The following is a 20964-nucleotide window of genomic DNA, read 5'->3' as shown; positions in this document are numbered from 1 at the left end:
CCGACCGGGAATCGCCCGACCGGCCACGTGGAACCGCCCCCCGGCCCGCGCGGGCCGGGGGGCGGTCGCATACGACCGGGGTCGATCTACCAGAAGAACACCGCGTACCCGTTGCCGCCGCTCTGGCCGTTGGTGCCCTTACCGCCCGGGGTGGTGCCACCGGCGCCGCCGAGACCGCCGTCGCCGCCCTCGCTGCTGTTCGTCGGGGGCAGTTCGACGATGCCGTCGACCGCGTCGCCGCCCTCGCCGCCGGTCTCGCCGTTCTCACCGCTCCGGTTGACCGCGAAGACGCTGTTGCAGGTGCCGTTGCCGCCGATGCCGCCCGTGCCCGCGGTGCCCGCGGTGGCGGTGCCGCCGCCACCACCTTGACCACCGGTGCCACCCGTGGCGGTGGCCTGGGTGCCGCTGGTGTTCGACACCGTCGTGGCGGTGCCGGCGGTGCCGGCCGTACCGGGCTGTCCGGGGGTGTTCACCGCAAGGCCACCGGCACCGCCGGTGCCACCGGTGCCACCGGTGCCCAGGTGCACCGTGTAGACGCCGAACGGCGTCACCGGGAGGACGCACCAGGTGAAGCCGCCGGACCCGCCGCCACCGCCGTTACCGCCGGCTGCGGCCATCGTGCCACCGCCGCCAGCGCCGCCACCGCCGCCGCCACCGCCGCCCGCACCCCATGCCTGGAGGTGCACCGAGGTGAGCCCCGGCGGCGCCGTGAAGGTCCCGTCCGCGGTGAACTCTTGCACCCCGTGGATGACGGTCGGCGGCTGCGGCGGCTTGGGACGGCCGACGCCGAGCCCCGCCGGGTCATCCGCCAGCGCGGCGGGCGCCATGGTCAGCAGCTGGCTGGAGATGGCCGCCGCTGCCGCGACGGAGGCGAAGAGGACCCGGCGGCGCGTCCGGGAACGATGAGGAGTAGGGCTCTGGCTGTTCACGTCATGACTTCCTTCCCCGCGGTCGGGCCACCATCTGTCGCGGAGTGCGATGGGATACGTAAGGACCGAACGGCCCGCGAGCCTCATCTCACCCACGGTTCCGGCGGTCTGCATTCTGACGAGCCGATAGTTGGACCGCGCAGGTGAGGAGTTGGGCCGGGCGGGCGACAGCCACCGCCCCACGGCGGCATGTCAGCAGTACCGCGACCCATCAGACCCGTCACCCGGCCAGCAGCCGTCAGGCCCCTCCGCCCGCGAGCAGCCGTCAGGCCCCCGGCCCGGCGCCAGCCCCTCAAGCCGCCTCGCCCGGCAGCGGCGCCTCCCAGACCACCGTCGTTCCGCGGCCGCCCTCTCCGAGTCCGGGGCCGAAGCCGCTCGATCCGCCGAGCGCCTCGGCCCGACGCGCCAGATTCGCCAGACCGCTGCGCCGCCCGTCCGCGGGCACGCCCACCCCGTCGTCCGCGACCGTCAGCCGGACCGCCGGCCGTCCGTCCGCGAGCCGCGCGGTGGCGTCCACGACCACCTCGATCCACTCCGCCCGGGCGTGCCGGAGGGCGTTGGAGAGCGCCTCGCGCAGCGCCGCTACGAGGTGGGCGCCGGTCACGGACACGACCAGGTCGTCCACCGGGCCCACGAAGGTCAGCGACGGCTGGAAGCCCAGCGGCACGGCGGCCGCCCTGACCTCCCGCAGTACCCGGCCGCGCAGGCCGGGCGGCGTCTCGGGCGGGGTCTGCTGCAGCGCGGAGATCGCCGTCCGTACCTCCTGGATGGTGGCGCCCAGCTCCTCGACGGCCCGCTCGATGCGCTCCCGCACCTCCGGCGCGTCCGACTGGCGCTCCGCACTCTCCAGCAGCATCCCGGTCGCGAAGAGCCGCTGGACGACGAGGTCGTGGAGATCGCGGGCGATCCGGTCGCGCTCCTCGAGGACCGCGAGCCGCTCCCGGTCGCGCTGCGCCTCGGCGAGCACCAGCGCGACCGCGGCCTGCGCCGCGAACTGGGCGGCCAGGGTGCGCTCGGTGGCGGTGAACGGGTCCGCGTCGGGCTCCCGCGCCGTGGCCAGCACGCCGAGCACCTGGTCCCCGCTGCTCAGCGGCACCATCATGCTCGGCCCGTAGCGCCCGGGGGCGCCGGTGCCGAGCAGCGGGTCGGCGGCCGGGTCCTCGATGAGGACCGGCTGGCCGGCCAGCAGCCTCGGCACGGCCGGGGAACGGGCCGGAAGCACCGCGCCGAGCAGCCCGGACCGCTCATCGGCGGCCACCGCCACGGCCTTCAGCCCGCCACCGCCGTCCTCCGGCAGCAGCACGATGCCCACCGCCGCGTCCGCGAGCTCCCGGGCCTTCTCGGCGACCACGGCCGGCCCGTCCCCGGCACCGCCGGACAGCACCGCCTGGGTCACGGCCACCGCCCCCTCGATCCAGCGCTCGCGCTGCCGGGTGGCCCCCTGGATACGGGTGTGACCGATGGCGATCCCCGCCTCGGTCGCCAGCACCTCGACCAGATGCCGGTCGGAGTCGGTGAACGGACCGCCGTCCCGCTTCTCGGCGAGACAGAGGATGCCGAAGGTCTCCTCCCCGACGCGCAGCGGAACGGTGAGGTACGAGCCCGGCCGCTGGGACCGGCCCGACGGCTGGGACGAGCCCGACGGCTGGGACGAGCCCGGCGGCTCGGTGGCCGAGGGCGTACCGGTGCGCCGTGCGTCGGCGAGCAGCTCCGCGCACCGCTCCCGGTCGGCCTCGGTCACGCCGTACGTGACCACATCGGCCAGGCCCTGGCCCGCGGCGGCGTCGCCCTCGGCGTGGTGCACCCCGATCGCGGCGCGGCGGGCGCCCGCCAACTCGGCCGCGGTGCGGACGATCCGGTCGAGGACGGTGTGCGCGTCCGGACCCGTGCCGAGCGAGCGCATCGCCGCCAGCAGCCGCGGCAGCCGCGCCGTGAGCTCGGTGGACAGCCCCCGCAGACCGCGGGTCGCCTCCGCGGCCACATCCAGGGGGTCGGGGGAGGGGGCAGCGGCCGCCATGCGTCGAGCCTAATGAGTGCCGCAGGTAAACGCCCTGTTGGCGGCGCTGGGCCCCGCTTCCACCGCTTCCGGGGCGCCGCAGGGCGACCCCGGGCCACCCCATGCGGCAGCTCACGCCCCTGTCCGGCCGCGCGCCTGTGCGGCGGATCTTCGGGGCCCCGTAGGGCTCGGCGAGCCGCGCGGCGGAGCCGCATATCGATGCTTTCGCCTCCCCGCCCCTTCCCGCCGCATCGACATGCGGCTCCGCCTCGCGGCAGGGGCTTCGCCCCTGGGCTCCGGGGCGGCGGCAGACGCCGCAGGGCCGCTCGTCCGGTGCGGGGGACGCCCCCAGCGGGGCGCGCATGCCAGCCATCGCAGGCCCCTCGGGGTCTGGGGCGGAGCCCCAGTTGAGGGAAGGGGCGGGGAGGGGAGCAGCCCGCCGCAGGCGGCAAGACCCGCCGGACAGGCTCTCACCCTCACCCGGCTACCCGGCGCCCACCAGGGCTCCGCCCTCCACCGCCTCGCGTTCCAGCATCCGGCGGAACGGGCCGTCGGCCGAGGCCAGTTCCTCGTACGACCCGCGCTGGACGGCCCGGCCGCCGTCGAGGACGATCACCTCGTCCACCGCGTCCAGGCCCGCCAGCCGGTGCGTGATCAGGACGGTGGTGCGCCCCTGGGTCGCCGACATCAGGTCGGCCGTCAGGGCGTCGGCCGTGGGCAGGTCCAGGTGCTCGGCGGGCTCGTCCAGGACCAGCACCGGGAAGTCCGCCAGCAGCGCGCGGGCCAGCGCCAGCCGCTGCCGCTGGCCGCCGGAGAGCCGTGCGCCCTGCTCTCCGACGAGCGTGTCCAGGCCGTCCGGCAGCCCGTCCACCCAGTCCAGCAACCGGGCCGCGGCCAGCGCCGCGCGCAGCTCGTCATCGCTCGCACCGGGACACGCCAGCCGCAGGTTCTCGCGCAGCGAGCTGTCGAAGACATGGGCGTCCTGGGCGCAGAGGCCGACCAGCCGCCGCACCGCGTCCCCGTCCAGGGCGGCGGCGTTCCGGCCCGCCAGGGTGTACGTGCCGCCCTCGGTGTCCAGGAAGCGGAGCAGCACCTGGGCGAGGGTGGTCTTGCCCGCACCCGACGGGCCGACGACCGCGACCCGGCGGCCCGGGTACAGCTCCAGCCCGAACCCGTCCAGGGCGGGGGCGGACTGCCCGGGGTGGCGGGCGGTGATCCCGCGCAGCACCAGCGGATACGGCGCGCTCGGCGCCTCCTCGCGCCGCGCCTCGTCGGGCTCGCGCACCGGATTCGGCTCGTCCACCACCTCGTACACCCGCTCCGCGGCCCGCCGCACCCGCTGCCGGTGCTGCACCGCGAGCGGCAGCCCCGCGACGGCCTCGAAGGCGGCGAGCGGGGTCAGCACCACGACCGCCAGCCACACCCCGTGGATCCGGCCGTCCGCCACGGCCGGCACCCCCACCCACGCCGCGGCCGCCACGGTAAGACCGCAGACCAGCGCGGACAGCCCGGCGCCCGTACCGGCGGCGGCCGCCGTCCGCCGGGCGATCCGGGTGAGCACCCCGTCGGCCCGTCGCACCGCGTCCAGCCGGCGCGGCAGCGCGCCCGCGACGGCCAACTCGGCGGTCCCCGCGAGCAGATCCACGACCTGCGCCGACAGGGCACCGCGCGCCGGTGCCAGCCGACGCTCCGCGCGCCGCGCGAGCGCCCCGGACACGGCGGGCACCACGACCCCCGCCACCAGCAGCCCCACCGCCAGCACGGCCCCGGCCTCGGGCAGCACCCAGGTGAGGAAGCCCACCGAGGCCGCGCCGACGGTCAGGGCGGTGCCGACCGGCAGCAGCCAGCGCAGGAAGTAGTCCTGCACGGTGTCCACATCGGCCACCAGCCGGGAGAGCAGATCGCCGCGGCGCGTCCGGCCGAGCCCGGCGGGCGCCAGCCGCTCCAGCCTCCGGTAGACGGCGACCCGCAGCTCGGCCAGCACCCGCAGCACGGCGTCGTGCGAGACCAGGCGCTCGGCGTAGCGGAAGACGGCCCGGCCGATCCCGAACGCCCGGGTCGCGGTGACCGCCACCATCAGATAGAGCACGGGCGGCTGCTGCGCGGCCCGCGAGATCAGCCACCCGGACACGGCCATCAGCCCGACCGCGCTCAGCAGGGCGAGGCTCCCCAGCGACAACGCCAGCCCAAACCGCCCCCGACCCCCATGCGCGGCCCCCCGCACCCGCGCCAACGCGCCCCGGCGCGGACGCGTGGTCGAGCCGTCCGGCGCGCTCAGGCCCGTACCGTCCGGCCCGGGCCGCGCAGCGCCCAGCCGCCCACCGGGTCCGCCGTCCGCCCTCAGCTCGTGCGCGGCGGCGGAGGTCCGCCCCACACCCGTAGTCGCCTCCAGCGCGGTTCCACACGCCTCCGCGCGCGGGCGCCCGGCCGCGCGCGCGACGGATCGGCGGACGCCGTCCCCGTCGGAGGCGGGCCGGAGCGAGACGGTCGGCCCTGGGCGGATGGCGCCCGCCGCTGACGCGCGCCCAGCCGCGGGCAGGACGGCCGGCCCACCAGGGGCAGCAGCCCCGGAACCCCGGCCCGGCCCCGGCAGACGCAGCACCCGGTCCGCCAGCGGCAGCAGTGCCGGACGGTGGACGACCAGCAGGACCGTGCGCCCCTCGGCGAGGCGGCGTACCGCCCCGACGACAGACGCCTCCGTCTCGCCGTCCAGGTTCGCCGTCGGCTCGTCCAGGAGCAGCACCGGGCGGTCGGCCAGGAAGGCGCGGGCCAAGGCGATGCGTTGGCGCTGGCCCGCGGAGAGTCCGGCACCCATCTCACCCAGCCGGGTCTCGATCCCGTCCGGCAGCGCGGAGACGAAACGCAGGGCGTCCGCGTCCCGCAGGGCGGCCCGTACCGCCTCGGCGTCGGCGTCCGGCCGGGCCAGCCGGACGTTCTCCGCGATCGTCCCGGCGAAGAGGTACGGGCGCTGGGGCACCCAGGCGATCTGGCGCCGCCAGCTCTCCGGGTCCAGGGAGGCCAGGTCCCGGTCCCCGATCAGCACCCGGCCCTCGTGCGGCGCCGTGAAGCCGAGCACGGCGTTCAGCAGGGTCGACTTCCCGGCGCCGCTGGGGCCCACGACGGCGACCGTCTCCCCCGGGCGGATCTCGAACGAGGTCCGGGCGAGGGACGGCTCGGTGCGCCCGGGGTGGCGGACCACCAGCCCGTCCAGCGCCAGCGCGGCACCCCGGGCGTCGGGCGCGGGCGAGCCGCCCGCCCCCGAGGGCTCGCGCTCCAGCACCGCGAAGACCTCGTCCGCCGCCGTCAGCCCCTCCGCCGCCGCGTGGTACTGCGCGCCCACCTGCCGCAGCGGCAGATACGCCTCGGGGGCGAGCACCAGCACCACCAGCCCGGTGAAGAGGTCCATGTCGCCGTGCACCAGCCGCATTCCGATGTCGACCGCGACCAGGGCGACCGACACCGTGGAGAGCAGTTCCAGGGCCAGGGAGGACAGAAAGGCCAGCCGCAGCGTCTTGAGCGTGGCCCGCCGGTAGTCACCCGTGATCGCACGGATGGAGGCGGCCTGGGCCTTGGCCCGGCCGAAGACCTTGAGGGTGGGCAACCCGGCGACGACATCGAGGAAGTGCCCGGACAGCCGGGACAGCAGCCGCCACTGACGGTCCATCCGGGACTGGGTGGCCCAGCCGATGAGCACCATGAACAGCGGAATCAGCGGCAGCGTGGCGACGATGATCAGCGCGGAGATCCAGTCCGCGGTGACGATCCGGGCGAGCACCGCCACCGGCACCACCACGGCCAGCCCCAACTGGGGCAGATAGCGCGCGAAGTAGTCGTCCAGCGCGTCGATGCCCCGGGTGGCGAGGGTGGTGAGTTCACCGGTCCGCTGGGAGTCCAGCCAGCTCGGCCCCAGCCGTACGGCCCGCTCCAGCAGCCGCAGCCGCAGCTCCGACTTGACCGCCACACCGGCCCGATGGGCGGCCAGCTCGGTCAGCCAGGAGACGACCGCCCGGCCGGCGGCGACCAGCGCCAGCAGCCCCAGCGGAAGCGTCAGCGCCGTCACGCCGTCGCCCCGCTGGAAGGCGCCCACCACGATCTCGGCGATCAGCATCGCCTGCGCGATGACCAGTCCCGCTCCGGCCAGGCCCAGCGCCACGGAGGCGGCCAGGAAGAAGCGGGTGGCCCGTGCGTACCGCAGCAGTCGGGGGTCGATTGGTTTCACGTGAAACACCGCACCCGCGTCAGTGGGCGGCGGGGATGTGCCGGGTGCCGATGCGCTTACGGAAGACCCAGTACGTCCACGCCTGATAGGCCATGATCAGCGGCATCATGATGGCGCCGACCCACGTCATGATCTTGAGCGTGTAAGGACTGGAGGCCGCGTTCGCCGCCGTCAGGCTCCACGCCGGGTCCAGCGAAGAGGGCATGACCTCGGGGAAGAGCGCCAGGAAGAGCATCGCGACGGCCGCCGCGACGGCCACCCCGGACAACCCGAACGCCCATCCCTCACGCCCCCGCCCGTTCATGATCAGCGCGGCGGCCAGCGCCAGAACGGCGATGACGACCGCCACCAGACTCCGGGTGTTCCCGCTGTCGCCCTGCGTCCAGACCAGGAACGGCACCGCGACCACAACGGTGGCCGACCCGAGCCGGGCCGCGTACCGCCGCGCCCTGGTCCGGATGTCCCCGTCCGTCTTGAGCGCGGCGAAGACGGCGCCGTGGAAGGTGAACAGCACCAGCGTGACCACCCCGCCCAGCAGGGCGTACGGCGTGAGCAGATCCGACAGACCGCCCGCGTAGTTCCCGTCGCGGCCGATCGGCACCCCGTGCACCAGATTGGCGAAGATCGCTCCCCAGAGGAACGCGGGCAGCAGCGAGCACCAGAAGATCGCATGCTCCCAGTTGCGCTGCCAGCGGTCCTCGGGGCGCTTGTGCCGGTACTCGAAGGCGACACCGCGCAGGATCAGGCAGACCAGGATGGCCAGCAGCGGCAGATAGAAGCCGCTGAAGAGCGTCGCGTACCAGTCAGGGAAGGCGGCGAAGGTCGCCCCGCCCGCCGTGATCAGCCAGACCTCATTGCCGTCCCACACCGGCCCGATCGTGTTGATCAGGACCCGGCGCTCGGTGCGGTCGCGGGCGAGCAGCTTGGTCAGCACGCCGATGCCGAAGTCGAAGCCCTCCAGGAAGAAGTAGCCCGTCCAGAGGAAGGCGATCAGCAGGAACCAGACGTCGTGAAGGTGCATGATCCTCTCCGGTGATCCTCTCCGGCCGTCAGTACGCGAAGGTCAGCGGCTTGTCGGCGTCCTCGTCCTCGGCGGAGGCCCCGCCGTCCGGACGGCCAGGACCACCCGGACCGCTCGAGGGCAGCCGCAGCTTCGGGTCCTTGGCGGGCGGCTTCTCGTCGATGTCCGGTCCGGCCTTGGCGTACGTGGTCAGCAGCCGCACCTCGATCACCGCCAGCACCCCGTACAGCAGCGTGAAGACACCGAGCGAGATCAGCACCTCGGCCTGGCTGACGCCGGGGGAGACCGCGTCGGCGGTCTTCATCAGCCCGTAGACCGCCCAGGGCTGCCGGCCCATCTCGGTGAAGATCCAGCCGAAGGAGTTGGCGATCAGCGGAAAGCCCATGGTGAGGATGCCGATCCGCCAGGACCAGGTGGACAGCACCGGGCCCATCTCGCGCTTCTTGGTGAGCATGAGCCGGGGCACCTCGTCCTCGCCGGTGCGGAACGCGGGCGCCAGCCACCGCTTGCGGCGGGTCGTCCACAGCCCGATCAGCCCGGCGACGAACGAGGTCATCCCGAAGCCGATCATCAGCCGGAAGCCCCAGAAGGTCATGAAGATGCTGGGGATGTAGTCGTCGGGCTGACCGCCGTAGGCGTCGGCCTCGCGCTGGGCGATGTCGTTGATACCGGGGACGGAGTCGGTGAAGTTGCTGTGCGCCAGGAAGGAGAGCACCCCGGGGACCTCCAGCTCGACGCTGTTGTGCCCCTTGCTGACATCGCCGACGGCGAAGACCGAGAAGGGCGCGGGCGCCTGGGTGTCCCAGAGGGCCTCGGCCGCCGCCATCTTCATCGGCTGCTGCTCGAACATCACCTTGCCCAGCTGGTCACCGCTGATCGCCGTGCCGAACCCCGCGATGACCGCGACCACCAGGCCCACCCGCAGCGAGGCCCGCATCGCCCCGATCTGCTTCTTCCGCCGCTCACCCAGCTCCTCACCGCGCTCCCGGCGGCGCTTGGCCCGCAGCAGATGGAAGGAGGAGATCCCGATGATGAAGGCGGCGCCGGTGAGGAAGGCCGCGGTCAGCGTGTGGAAGACCACGACCAGGGTGGTGTTCTGGGTCAGCACCGCCCAGATGTCGGTGAGCTGGGCCTTTCCGGTGGCCTTGTCGATGGTGTAGCCGGTCGGATGCTGCATCCAGGAGTTGGCGGCCAGGATGAAGTACGACGAGAGGATCGTGCCGAGCGCGACGATCCAGATGCAGGCGCAGTGGATCTTCTTGGGCAGCTTGTCCCAGCCGAAGATCCACAGACCGATGAAGGTGGACTCGAAGAAGAAGGCCAGCAGGGCCTCCATCGCGAGCGGGGCGCCGAAGACATCACCGACGAAGCGGGAGTAGTCCGACCAGTTCATACCGAACTGGAACTCCTGCACGATCCCGGTGACCACACCCATCGCGATGTTGATCAGGAAGAGCTTCCCCCAGAACTTGGTGGCGTGGAAGTACTTCTCCTTGCCCGTGCGGACCCAGGCGGTCTCCAGACCCGCCGTGATCGCGGCGAGAGAGATCGTCAGCGGCACGAAGAGGAAGTGGTAGACCGTCGTGATGCCGAACTGCCATCGGGCCAGCGTCTCCGGCGCCAGAGCCAGATTCACCTGAATCTCTCCTTACGGTCGTGCCTGCCCGCGAGCGAGCTTGTGAACGTATTCACATTCACAAGCAATGATACGCACACGGCTTCGCCCCCTCCCACCGGGGGTGGTAGGGGGCGAATGGGGCACGTATGGGTATGCTGCGCACCTTACGGAGGGGCCGTTGGGACCTTGCGAGGCCCGTACCGATGGGCCCCTCGACGGCTCCGATGGGCGGCCGAGCCGTTCCGCGCGGCGGCCGACCCGGCCGACCCGCGCAGCGCCGGTTCCGCCCGGCTCAGAGCTCCTTGCGGTACTCCTCCGCCGTCCGCAGGAAGATCTCGTTCGCCTCGCGCTCGCCGATGGTCACCCGCACCCCCTCACCCGGGAACGGACGGATCACCACGCCCGCCGCCTCGCACACCGCTGCGAAGTCGGCCGTACGCTCCCCCAGCCGCAGCCAGACGAAGTTCGCCTGCGAGTCCGGGACCGTCCACCCCTGGGCGGTCAGCGCCTCCCACACCCGGCCCCGCTCGGTGACCAGCGCGTCCACCCGCTCCCGCAGCGCGTCCTCGCTGCGCAGCGAGGCCACCGCCGCGTCCTGGGCGAGCTGGCTGACGCCGAACGGCACCGCCGTCTTGCGCAGCGCCGCCGCCACCGGCTCGTGGGCGATCGCGAAGCCGACCCGCAGCCCGGCCAGGCCGTACGCCTTGGAGAAGGTGCGCAGCACACACACATTCGGCCGGTCCCGGTAGAGGTCGATCCCGTTGGGGACCCGCTCGTCCCGGATGAACTCGATGTACGCCTCGTCCAGCACCACCAGCACATCGGACGGCACCCGCTCCAGGAACCGCTCCAGCTCGGCCCGGCGCACCACGGTGCTGGTCGGGTTGTTGGGGTTACAGACGAAAATCAGCCGGGTGCGGTCGGTGATGGCGTCCGCCATCGCCTCCAGGTCGTGCTCCTCGGCGTCGTTCAGCGGGACCCGCACCGACGTCGCCCCGGCGATCTGAGTGATGATCGGATATGCCTCGAAGGACCGCCAGGCGTAGATCACCTCATCGCCCGGCCCCGCCGTGGACTGGACCAGTTGCTGGGCCACGCCGACCGAGCCGGTCCCGGTGGCCAGATGCTCCAGCGGTACGTCGAAGCGGCTCGCCAGCTCGGCGATCAGGGCGGTGCAGGCGAGGTCCGGGTAGCGGTTGAAGGAGGCGGCGGCGTTCGCGGCGGTCTCCAGCACCCCGGCCAGCGGCGGATAGGGGTTCTCGTTGGAGGAGAGCTTGAAGGCCAGGGGGCCGCCCGCGGCGGCCGGCTTGCCGGGCTTGTACGTCGGAATGCCGTCCAGCGCGGCGCGCAGCTTGGGGCTCTTCTCGGTCACCGACAGTCCTCCTCGACCCATCCTGTCCCGGGCCGTGCACAGCGTTCGCACACGGCAATACTGCACACCTTATGAGGATTCCCCCGTCTCGCGTACCCGCCGGGCGCCGCCGCGTATCCGCCCCCGGCGCCCGCGTATCCACCGGGGGGAGCGCCCCGCTTTTTCACGCGCGCCGGTGGCGAGCGCCGTGGCGCGCATCACCCGTGCAGGTGAGTTGAGACCTCTTCGAGACATGTATCAATCAGCAGGCGTGGATATGCCAGGGGCGATCAGAGGCCCGGTGGAACCCCCAACTGGCTTCACTTCCAAGGGAATTGAGGGAGGCGCTCATGCAGAAACGTGCCTTCCGAATACCGATGGCGGAATCGCGCAACCCGCCCACCCGCGCCCTACTATCGGCTGGCCATGACAGCAGCAGGGAAGCACCAGGTGAGCCGGTCGGCCGGCCGCCGGTTAGGGCGGGCGGGCATCCGGGACGTGGCCGCCGCCGCCGGGGTCTCGATCACGACCGTCTCCGACGCGCTCAACGGCAAGGGCCGGCTCCCGGAGGCCACCCGCCGCCATGTCCGCGAGGTCGCCGAGCGGCTGGGCTATCGCCCGTCCGCAGCGGCCCGCACCCTCCGTACCGGCAAGTCCGGCCTCATCGGCCTGACCGTGACCACGTACGGGGATGAACCTTTCACCTTCACCGAGTTCGCCTACTTCGCCGAGATGGCGCGGGCCGCCACCTCCGCCGCGCTGGCGCGCGGCTACGCCCTCGTCATCCTCCCCGCCACCTCCCGCCACGACGTGTGGTCCAACGTCGCCCTCGACGGCACCGTGGTGATCGACCCCTCCGACCACGATCCGGTCGTCACCGAGCTCTTACGCCAGGGCATCCCCGTCGTCAGCGACGGCCGCCCCGCCGGTGCCCTCCCCGTCACCGCCTGGGTCGACAACGACCACGAGGCGGCGGTGCTGGGACTGCTCGACCATCTCGCCGAGGCCGGCGCCCGCCGGGTCGGACTGCTCACCGGGACTTCCACCGACACCTACACCCGGCTGTCCACCACGGCGTACCTGCAGTGGTGCGAACGGGTGGGACAGGATCCGGTCTATGAGGCGTACCCGGCCCACGACCCTTGTGCCGGTGCCGTCGCCGCCGACCGGCTGCTCGCCCGCCCCGACCGCCCCGACGCGGTCTACGGCCTCTTCGACCCCAACGGCACCGATCTGCTCGCCGCCGCCCGCCGCTACGGACTGCGCGTCCCGGACGACCTGCTGTTGGTGTGCTGCAGCGAATCGACCGTCTACCGCACCACCGAGCCGCCCATCACGACCCTCTCACTCAAACCCCGCCGGATCGGCACGGCGGTCGTCCAGTTGCTCATCGACGCCATCGAGGGCCTTGACACCGACCAGCCCGTTGAGCAGGTCATACCCACCGAATTGATGGTGCGGACGTCCTCACAGCGCCGTCCGCCGCGTACGACGGTCAGCGCCCCGCGCAGCCGCGCTGGAGGCTGACCTGAGGGCGACTCAAGGATGACCCGAGGAGGACCTGAGGCCAATGGGCTTCCCCTACCGGGCCAATCCGGGATAAAAGTCCGACGAAGCAGGAGCGAGCAGCGATTGACGGCACCCTGGTGCGTCACAAGCCCTCACGGTCATTCCTATGATGGGCGGACGACACCGCGGACCGCCGTCGACCAGGCAAGGTCCACAAGGTGGCACGGCGGCGTGATGGTGGAGGGGTCGATGACTCAGGGGGCCGGTCTGGAAGCCACGGCAGGGACCACGGCTGCGATCCCTCCTGTGCCCGCGTACGGGGCGCACACCCCGCCCGGCATGGTCGCGCCCGGTGCCGTGCCGCCCGGGTCCGCGCCCACCGCGCCGGGCCCTGCCGCGCCCGTGCCGCCGCCCGCGTCCGCGCCCGAGGGGCCCGCTCCCGGCGTGCCCGCACCCGCTCCTGGCGCACCGGCGCCCGGGGCGCCCGCGCCGGACACGCCCACGCCCCTGCCCGCCGAGTACACCCCGACCGAGCGGCTCCCGGTCATGGGCCCGGGGCACACCATCCCGGACACCCCGCTGGTCCCGCCGCAGGACCGCCCCACCGTGGCGCTCACCCCGGTGCCCGAGCCCGAGGACGGCCCGCTGGCCCAGGACGAGGGCCCCGGACCGCTCTACGTCGTGGGCGATGTCCACGGCTACCACGAGGAGTTGCGCGAGGCGCTCGCCGCCGAGGGCCTGATCGACGCCAAGGGCAACTGGTCCGCGGGGAACGCCCGGTTGTGGTTCCTCGGCGACTTCACCGACCGCGGCCCCGACGGCATCGGCGTCATCGACCTGGTCATGCAGCTCTCCGCCGAGGCCGCCGCCGCGGGCGGCTACTGCAAGGCGCTGATGGGCAATCACGAGCTGCTGCTGATCGGCGCCAAGCGGTTCGGCGACACGCCGGTCAACTCCGGTGCCGGAACCGCCTCCTTCCAGGCGGCCTGGCTCCTCAACGGCGGCCAGCGCACCGACATGGAGAGGCTCGAGGACCACCACCTCCAGTGGATGTCCCGGCTGGACGCGATGGCGGAGGAGGACGGCCATCTGCTGGTCCACTCCGACACCACCGCCTATCTGGAGTACGGCGACTCGATCGAGGCCGTCAACGACACCGTCACCGAGACACTCCAGCGCAGCGACGCCGACGAGTGCTGGGACCTGTTCCGCAAATTCACCAAGCGGTTCGCCTTCCGCGACGAGGACGCGGGGCCCACGGCGGTCCGCGAATTGCTCGACACCTACGGCGGGGAGCGCATCGTCCACGGCCACAGCCCCATCCCGTATCTGCTCGGCGAGGTCGGCTCCGAGGACGGCGAGGACGGCGGCGCGCCCGCGGTCGAGGGCCCGCATGTCTACGCGGACAATCTCGCGGTGGCCATGGACGGCGGCATCACGATGGCCGGAAAACTGCTGGTCGTTCAACTCCCCCTGGCGAACTGAGGATTCAGCGGACACTGTCCGGGGCAGATAGAGAGTTTCACCGGCGCGGGAGCAATTCGGGAAACTTGCTGTCACCCCGCGCCGGATCGGCTCTACCATCGGCTTATCCGTCGCAGGCTCTCCTCCGTTTCCGCCCGACTGCCCGGCGAAAGCCGGCCGTCACGGCCCTACGGAGCATCGGGGGATGCACCATGAAAAGCGCTCCGCACCTGCTGACCGAGGACCGCCCGGAGTTCGAGCGGGTTCTCGACGAGGCACTGCGCACCGCGGACCGTCGCCCGGACCTCAGCGGTATCGGGCAGCGGCTCACTGCCGAGCAGCTGCGCACGATGGCGCTCGGGGCATCGGCCGCGATAGCGGCATGCGCGGCCGACGAGTACCAGAACTACCGCGAGACTCGCGCCAAACTGCGCGAGCCCGCGCCGCTCTTCCCGCTCGCCGGGGACGTGGGCGGGCGCGAGCAGCCGGACGGCACGGTGGGGCTCGCCGGCGCGATGCAGGACGCCGCGGGGGCCGGGCTCGTGGCCATGCTCGCGGTGCTGGCCCCGGTGCTCGCCGGCGCCGCCGCGATCATCTTCCTCATCGTCGGCTACGTCCTCAACGTCCTGGACCCGGCCCCGTCCATCGCCCAGCCGATGGTCACCGCGGGCTGGTTCTTCGCCGCGCTGACCGCCGCGGGCATCCTGATCGCCGCCGTCGGACTGCTCCTGACCGCGCTGCGCAACGGCTCCAGCGCGGTCCGCGGCGAGGCGCGCAGCGAGCGGCTGGAGGAGGTGGACCGCGCCAGAGAGGTCTGGCGCGAGGCCCTGCTGGAGCGCGGCATCCTGCCGTTCCTCCGCGAGGCCCTGGCCAACCCCTCGGCCCCGTCCCCCTCCGCGTACGTCCCGACCAACCCCGAGGCGGTCAGCCGCACCCCCCACCTCGGCTACAGCCGCCCCGGCTTCAGCACCGACGGCGAAGGCCCCAAGGCCCGCCCCCGCTACAGCAGCCCGGACTACACCAGCCCCGACTACGGCGGCCCGGAGCACCAGCCGGATTAGCACGGGTGGGCGTTTCGCCCGCGGATTGATCGATTACCAGCCTATCGAGCGAACTTCCGCCTATTCGGGGGAATTGATGGGCGGGGGTGTTTAGCGTCCGTCGGTGGAGGTGATGCGCGATGCGCAAACACAACACACCGCCGGGCCCATCCGCCCGGCATGACGCCATGGACGTCAACGACTTCGTCTACGCGGCCACGGGGGCCCGGCTTCGTCGGCTGACCATGCCGGACGGCGAACACTGGTTCCCGACGGTCGACGTCTGCGCGGAACTCGGCCACACCAACCCGCGAAAGGCGTTGGCCGATCATGTACAAGCTGGCGGAAAGTCTACGCTCGAGAACGTAACCTCACGTTACGGTCTCAGCATTCCCGCAGGTAGGGAGTGGCGCCGAGACTTGCATCTGGTGAATCTGCAAGGGCTGATTCAGTTGGTGAACGGCTGCACCAAACCCGCGTGCCTGCCCTTCAAACAGTGGGTCTCGAGAGTGATCGCCACCATCCAGCGCGAGGGCTCGTACGCGCTGGAAGTCTCCGAGATCTCCCGCCCCACTCCACCGAGCGAGCTCATGGACGCGATCGTCCGACTGGAGACGCGGACCGAACGCTTCCATACGGAGGTGCTGGAGTCCCTGCACCGGTCAGAGCAGGCATGGTCACAGATCCTCGACGCCCTGGGCTGCCGACCGGGCGAGGAGCCCGAGCCGGACAAGCGGGAGCTGAGGCTCAGGACGGAGGACCTGTTCGCACAGTGGAAGGCCCGGCTGAGCATCACCGAGGACGTGTGGGCGGTGGCCGTCTACATCCTCCCCACGCTGGCCGAAGCCGGGCAGATCGGCCACTCTCTGGAGACGCTCTCGGCCAAGACGGGGCTCACTCGGCAGCGGGTGCACGCCTGTCTGCGCTTCCTCCAGAAGCACCGGTGCATCCGTCAGAACGGGCTGACCGACAGCGGGAACCCGATCTACGTGGCCGAACGTCCGCCCGCGTAAGCGCACGCTGAGGGTCCGAAGTCGCAAATCCAAGTTGCGGCTTCGGACCCGCCCCGCAGCGTATCGCCTGGTGCGATCCGCAGGCGCTGCTTTGCCGGGCTCCACCGTCGATCTCGGCCTGCGCGTCCGCGCCTCAGTCCGCGATCGGCAGATACACGCGGTTGCCCGCCTGCGCGAACTCCCTGGACTTCTGGAGCATGCCCGCCTCGATCTCCTCGGGCGTCGCGTCGGCGTCGCCGCCGAACTGCTCCGTGATGCTTCTGCTGATCTTCATCGAGCAGAACTTCGGCCCGCACATCGAGCAGAAGTGTGCCGTCTTGGCCGGTTCCGCCGGGAGGGTCTCATCGTGGAAGGAGCGGGCCGTGTCCGGGTCGAGGGCCAGGTTGAACTGGTCCTCCCAGCGGAATTCGAAGCGCGCGTCGGAGAGCGCGTCGTCCCATGCCTGGGCGTCCGGATGGCCCTTGGCCAGGTCGGCCGCGTGGGCGGCGATCTTGTAGGTGATCACGCCGGTCTTGACGTCATCGCGGTCCGGCAGGCCCAGGTGCTCCTTGGGGGTGACGTAGCAGAGCATCGCCGTGCCCCACCAGGCGATCATCGCGGCGCCGATGCCCGAGGTGATGTGGTCGTAGGCGGGGGCGATGTCGGTGGTGAGGGGGCCCAGGGTGTAGAAGGGGGCCTCCTCGCAGACCTCCTGCTGGAGGTCGACGTTCTCCTTGATCTTGTGCATCGGGACATGGCCCGGGCCCTCGATCATCGTCTGGACGCCGTGCTCCTTGGCGATCCGGTTGAGCTCGCCGAGGGTGCGCAACTCCGCGAACTGCGCCTCGTCGTTGGCGTCGGCGATCGACCCCGGGCGCAGTCCGTCGCCGAGTGAGTAGGTGACGTCGTACGCCGCGAGGATCTCGCACAGCTCCTCGAAGTGGGTGTAGAGGAAGGACTCCTGGTGGTGCGCGAGGCACCACGCCGCCATGATGGAGCCGCCGCGGGAGACGATGCCGGTCTTGCGGCGGGCGGTCAGCGGGACGTACGGCAGCCGGACGCCGGCGTGGACGGTCATGTAGTCGACGCCCTGCTCGGCCTGTTCGATGACCGTGTCCTTGTAGATCTCCCAGGTCAGCTCCTCGGCCTTGCCGTCGACCTTCTCCAGCGCCTGATAGAGCGGCACGGTGCCGATGGGGACCGGGGAGTTGCGCAGCACCCATTCGCGGGTGGTGTGGATGTTGCGGCCGGTCGAGAGGTCCATGACCGTGTCGGCTCCCCAGCGGGTCGCCCAGGTCATCTTCTCGACCTCCTCCTCGATGGAGGAGGTGACGGCGGAGTTGCCGATGTTGGCGTTGACCTTCACCAGGAACCGCTTGCCGATGATCATCGGCTCGATCTCCGGGTGGTTCACATTGGCCGGGAGGACGGCGCGGCCCGCCGCGATCTCCTCCCGGACCACCTCGGGGGAGACGTTCTCGCGGATCGCCACGTACTCCATCTCCGCCGTGATCTCGCCCCGCCGCGCATAGGCGAGTTGGGTCACGGGGGCGCCCGGGCGGCCGCGCCGTGGCTGGCGCGGACGGCCGGGGAAGACCGCGTCGAGGTTGCGCAGTCCCCCGCGGGGCGAGGTGTGCTTGATCCCGTCGTCCTCGGGGCGGACGGGACGGCCCGCGTACTCCTCGGTGTCGCCGCGGGCGACGATCCAGTTCTGCCGCAGCGGCGCCAGGCCACGGCGGACATCCGTCTCGATGGTGGGGTCGGTGTACGGGCCGGAGGTGTCGTACAGCGTCACGTCCTGGCCGTTGGTGAGGTGCACGCGGCGGACCGGGACCTGGAGGTCCGGGCGCGAACCCGTGACATACCCCTTATGCCAGCCGAATTCGGCCTTCTCGGTGCGCGATGGTGCATCCTGCTGAGTCATGAGACCCACTCCCTACGCCGGCATTACCCGGTAACAGGTTCAGCGGTCGGCGCAGCTGTCAGCGTCAGCGCCCTCTCAGCCCGGTGCTCCGAGCTCCCGCGATTGCAAAGGTTCGTCACCACGCTAACGGTTTATCCACAGCGCTGAACAGGGGGCCCACGTCTCTTGCGATGATGCGACCGTGACCGCCATCCAGCAGGACCACCCGCCCGAGCAGCCCCGCCCCTCCGATCAGGCGCATGGCCACGGCCACGGACATTCCCATGGCCACTCCCACGGCCATGGCCCCGCCGCGCCTGTCTCCGCGCGCCTCCGCAAGGTCATCGCCGCGGTGCTCATCCCCTTCACCGTCGCCGTCGTGGCCGGTCTGATCGTGCTCTGGCCGGGCGGCACGCCCGACCACAAGGCGCACGGCCGCAGCGGTCTCGGCTTCGACCAGACCACCGTGTCCGGACGGGTGGTGAAGATCGAGGAGGTGAACTGCGCCGATGTCAACGCCCAGCCGCAGGCGCCCACCGAGCCCGGCCAGGACGGCGCCGCCCAGAACGGCGCCCCCGGGCAGGGCGGGAGCTCCGGGCCCTCTGGACAGGGCGGGAAGAAGAGCGTCTGCGAGAAGGCCACCATCGAGGTCACCTCGGGCAAGGACAAAGGCCGCACGTTCCCCGAAATCGTCCAGCCCAACGCCTCGCGTCACTTCAGCGCCGGGCAGGAGCTGAAGCTGGCGTACGCCCCCAAGGCGCCCAAGGAACTGCAGTACTCCGTGTCCGACGTCGACCGGTCGATGCCGATGGCGCTGCTGGCGGGGCTGTTCGCGCTCGCGGTCGTGGCGGTGGGACGGCTGCGCGGGGTGTTCGCGCTGGTGGCGCTGGCGATCAGCTTCGGGGTGCTGACGCTGTTCATCCTCCCGGCGATACTCCAGGGTTCCAATCCGCTGGTGGTCGCGGTCGTCGGGGGCAGCGCGATCATGCTTCTCGCGCTGTACATGTGCCATGGGCTGACGGCACGTACGTCGGTCGCCGTGCTCGGCACCCTGGTGTCACTGCTGCTGATCGGGGTGCTGGGCTCGCTGTTCATCGGCTGGGCGAGCCTGACCGGCAACACCGACGACCAGACCGGGCTGGTGCACGGCCTCTATCCGAACATCGAGATACGGGGGCTGCTGCTCGCGGGCGTGATCATCGGCTCGCTGGGCGTGCTGGACGATGTGACGGTCACCCAGACCTCGGCGGTGTGGGAGCTGAGGGACGCGGACCCGACCGTGTCCCGGCGCACGCTCTACGGGGCGGCGATGCGGATCGGGCGGGACCACATCGCCTCCGTCGTGAACACCCTGGTGCTGGCGTACGCGGGCGCGTCGCTGCCGCTGCTGCTGCTGTTCTCCATCGCGGACAGCGGGGTGGGCACGGTCGCCACGAGCGAGATCGTCGCGGAGGAGATCGTACGGACGCTGGTGGGCAGCATCGGGCTCGTCGCCTCGGTGCCGGTGACCACCGCGCTGGCCGTGCTCGTGGTCTCCGCGGACCGCGCCCCGGCGGCGGACGGCGGCGCGGAGCGGGTGGCCGACGCGGGCGGCGCCCCGGCGGCCCGGACCGGCCGGGGCGGGCGCGGGCGGCGCCGCCGGGCGAAGGGTCGCCGAGGCGACGGGTGAGGACGCGCCGAGCCCAGGGGCGAAGGGTCGCCGAGCCGGCGCCGAGCCGCCGGGCACGCCGCCCGGCCGGGGCGGACGCGGCACAACACGGCCTGCCGCCTACCCGGCTCTCAGCCCGCGTACCGGTCCTCGGCCAGGATGCGGTGGAGTTCGGCATCGAGATCGCCGACCGGGTCACAGGCCGCCGGCTCCTGGCCGAAAGGCACCACCCGGTCCGTCCGGTCGAGGAAGGCCACCAGCGGAGCGGCCCCGGCCCGGAACAAGGCCCGTTCACACCCCACTTGGAGTCTGATGAAGACGTCCGAAAGCCCCTCGGGGGAGGCGGGGGCGATGCGCACATCCCCCTCGCCGGTGGGTCTGCTCAACCCGTCCAGCAGCAGCTCCCGCGCGAAGGCCCAGCTCACCGGCGCGTCACCGGGCAAATGGAAGGTGATCTCGACGGCATAGGGGTCGCTGCTGTCGTAGGACAGCTCGACCGGGATCCGGAAGGAGAGATCCTGCGAGACCAGGAAGGTCATCGTCACTTCCGCCTGAACCGTGTCACGCATCTCACGCATCGTTCGCCGCCCCGGGTTGTTTGCGCTTCGCCGACTCTGGAGCGTAGCGACTCGATTGCGGTGCGGAGTCGGTTTGCCTCGTGTGAGGGAACGAAAATGGCCAGTGTTGCCGTGAGGAGGCCCGCGGGGCCGGGCGGCGCGGACGGCGCGGGCCCGGTGGGCGGGAGATCGGGGCCGGCGCACCGGCCGTATCGAAGATCGCTGTCGTCAACAGGCACCCCCGGGGTGTTGTTGCGAGGCAGACGCCGAAGGAAGGACGCCGAGGACTCGCACTGTAACGGCAGGGGTGGCGCCGGGCGGTGCTCCCGCCCCGGCGGTATCCCTCGCGCGGCGTATCCGCGATCGGCGGGGTCCGTCAGGGCCTGCGGGGACGCGTCAGGCCCTGGGGGACGCGGCGAGCGCCGCGGGGCGGGTCAGGAAGTGAACTTCCGTACGACGTAGATCAGCCCGGCGATCAGCACCACCAGCAGCAGCGCCTTGAAGACGAGGCTCACCACGAACCCGATCACGCTCATGATCAGGCCGCCGAACACGGCGAGGACGAGGACCGGTATCGCGATCCAGGTCACCCACCACGGCAAGCCCTGGAATATCCCCTTCGTGGTCACGTGACTCCCTGCTTTCTCTCCGAGCCGTGGGTCCGGACGCCGACGGCCGGTCTTCCCTGCCGTCGATGCTAGGACGGGACGGAGGCGC

Annotated in this window: 14 protein-coding genes; 5 read left to right on the top strand and 9 right to left on the bottom strand. The window is 72.0% G+C overall.

Features of this window, described 5'->3' with window-relative positions; genetic code table 11:
* Window positions 1-86: 86 nt before the first annotated feature.
* The 6 genes from ACZ6TD_RS24835 to hisC form a co-directional block, all read right to left on the bottom strand.
* Complete coding sequence (locus ACZ6TD_RS24835; RefSeq protein ID WP_471341725.1) at window positions 87-929, bottom strand: hypothetical protein; 843 nt, start codon at window positions 927-929, stop codon at window positions 87-89.
* Window positions 930-1221: 292 nt separating this feature from the next.
* A complete protein-coding gene (locus ACZ6TD_RS24830) occupies window positions 1222-2946 on the bottom strand; it encodes a GAF domain-containing sensor histidine kinase (protein WP_471341724.1) in 1725 nt (574 codons plus the stop codon).
* Between the two features lie 463 nt (window positions 2947-3409).
* On the bottom strand, window positions 3410-7144 hold the full coding sequence (gene cydD, locus ACZ6TD_RS24825) for a thiol reductant ABC exporter subunit CydD (protein ID WP_471341723.1): 3735 nt from the start codon (window positions 7142-7144) through the stop codon (window positions 3410-3412).
* 19 nt (window positions 7145-7163) lie between these two features.
* The gene (gene cydB / locus ACZ6TD_RS24820) at window positions 7164-8165 is read right to left on the bottom strand and encodes a cytochrome d ubiquinol oxidase subunit II (RefSeq protein WP_471341722.1); all 1002 of its coding nucleotides are present in this window, start codon (window positions 8163-8165) and stop codon (window positions 7164-7166) included.
* 28 nt (window positions 8166-8193) lie between these two features.
* Window positions 8194-9801, bottom strand: coding sequence for a cytochrome ubiquinol oxidase subunit I (locus ACZ6TD_RS24815; protein WP_471341721.1), 1608 nt, complete (start codon window positions 9799-9801; stop codon window positions 8194-8196).
* A 274-nt stretch (window positions 9802-10075) separates the two neighbouring features.
* The gene (gene hisC / locus ACZ6TD_RS24810) at window positions 10076-11155 is read right to left on the bottom strand and encodes a histidinol-phosphate transaminase (RefSeq protein WP_471341719.1); all 1080 of its coding nucleotides are present in this window, start codon (window positions 11153-11155) and stop codon (window positions 10076-10078) included.
* A gap of 405 nt (window positions 11156-11560) precedes the next feature.
* Between hisC and ACZ6TD_RS24805 the strand changes: the two genes are divergently transcribed.
* From ACZ6TD_RS24805 to ACZ6TD_RS24790, 4 genes are all read left to right on the top strand, one after another.
* Window positions 11561-12661, top strand: coding sequence for a LacI family DNA-binding transcriptional regulator (locus tag ACZ6TD_RS24805; protein ID WP_471341718.1), 1101 nt, complete (start codon window positions 11561-11563; stop codon window positions 12659-12661).
* A 231-nt stretch (window positions 12662-12892) separates the two neighbouring features.
* On the top strand, window positions 12893-14128 hold the full coding sequence (locus tag ACZ6TD_RS24800; RefSeq protein WP_471341716.1) for a metallophosphoesterase: 1236 nt from the start codon (window positions 12893-12895) through the stop codon (window positions 14126-14128).
* A gap of 191 nt (window positions 14129-14319) precedes the next feature.
* On the top strand, window positions 14320-15168 hold the full coding sequence (locus ACZ6TD_RS24795; RefSeq protein WP_471341714.1) for a hypothetical protein: 849 nt from the start codon (window positions 14320-14322) through the stop codon (window positions 15166-15168).
* A 119-nt stretch (window positions 15169-15287) separates the two neighbouring features.
* Window positions 15288-16160: a BRO-N domain-containing protein gene (locus ACZ6TD_RS24790; RefSeq protein WP_471341713.1), complete on the top strand. Its 873-nt coding sequence runs from the start codon at window positions 15288-15290 to the stop codon at window positions 16158-16160.
* A gap of 133 nt (window positions 16161-16293) precedes the next feature.
* Here the strand turns inward: ACZ6TD_RS24790 and thiC are convergent, their stop codons facing one another.
* Window positions 16294-18063 (bottom strand): phosphomethylpyrimidine synthase ThiC, encoded by a 1770-nt coding sequence (gene thiC, locus ACZ6TD_RS24785; protein WP_471341711.1) that lies wholly within the window; start codon window positions 18061-18063, stop codon window positions 16294-16296.
* A gap of 181 nt (window positions 18064-18244) precedes the next feature.
* On the opposite strand from thiC, the gene ACZ6TD_RS24780 reads away from it, so the two are divergent.
* Window positions 18245-19711 (top strand): YibE/F family protein, encoded by a 1467-nt coding sequence (locus ACZ6TD_RS24780; protein WP_471341709.1) that lies wholly within the window; start codon window positions 18245-18247, stop codon window positions 19709-19711.
* Window positions 19712-19821: 110 nt separating this feature from the next.
* Here the strand turns inward: ACZ6TD_RS24780 and ACZ6TD_RS24775 are convergent, their stop codons facing one another.
* On the bottom strand, window positions 19822-20259 hold the full coding sequence (locus tag ACZ6TD_RS24775) for an SsgA family sporulation/cell division regulator (RefSeq protein ID WP_046085022.1): 438 nt from the start codon (window positions 20257-20259) through the stop codon (window positions 19822-19824).
* Between the two features lie 422 nt (window positions 20260-20681).
* The gene (locus ACZ6TD_RS24770; RefSeq protein ID WP_020870014.1) at window positions 20682-20876 is read right to left on the bottom strand and encodes a DUF5326 family protein; all 195 of its coding nucleotides are present in this window, start codon (window positions 20874-20876) and stop codon (window positions 20682-20684) included.
* Between the last annotated feature and the right edge of the window lie 88 nt (window positions 20877-20964).

The organism is Streptomyces yongxingensis (assembly GCF_055597465.1).
This window is presented reverse-complemented; position numbering and strand designations above follow the sequence as displayed.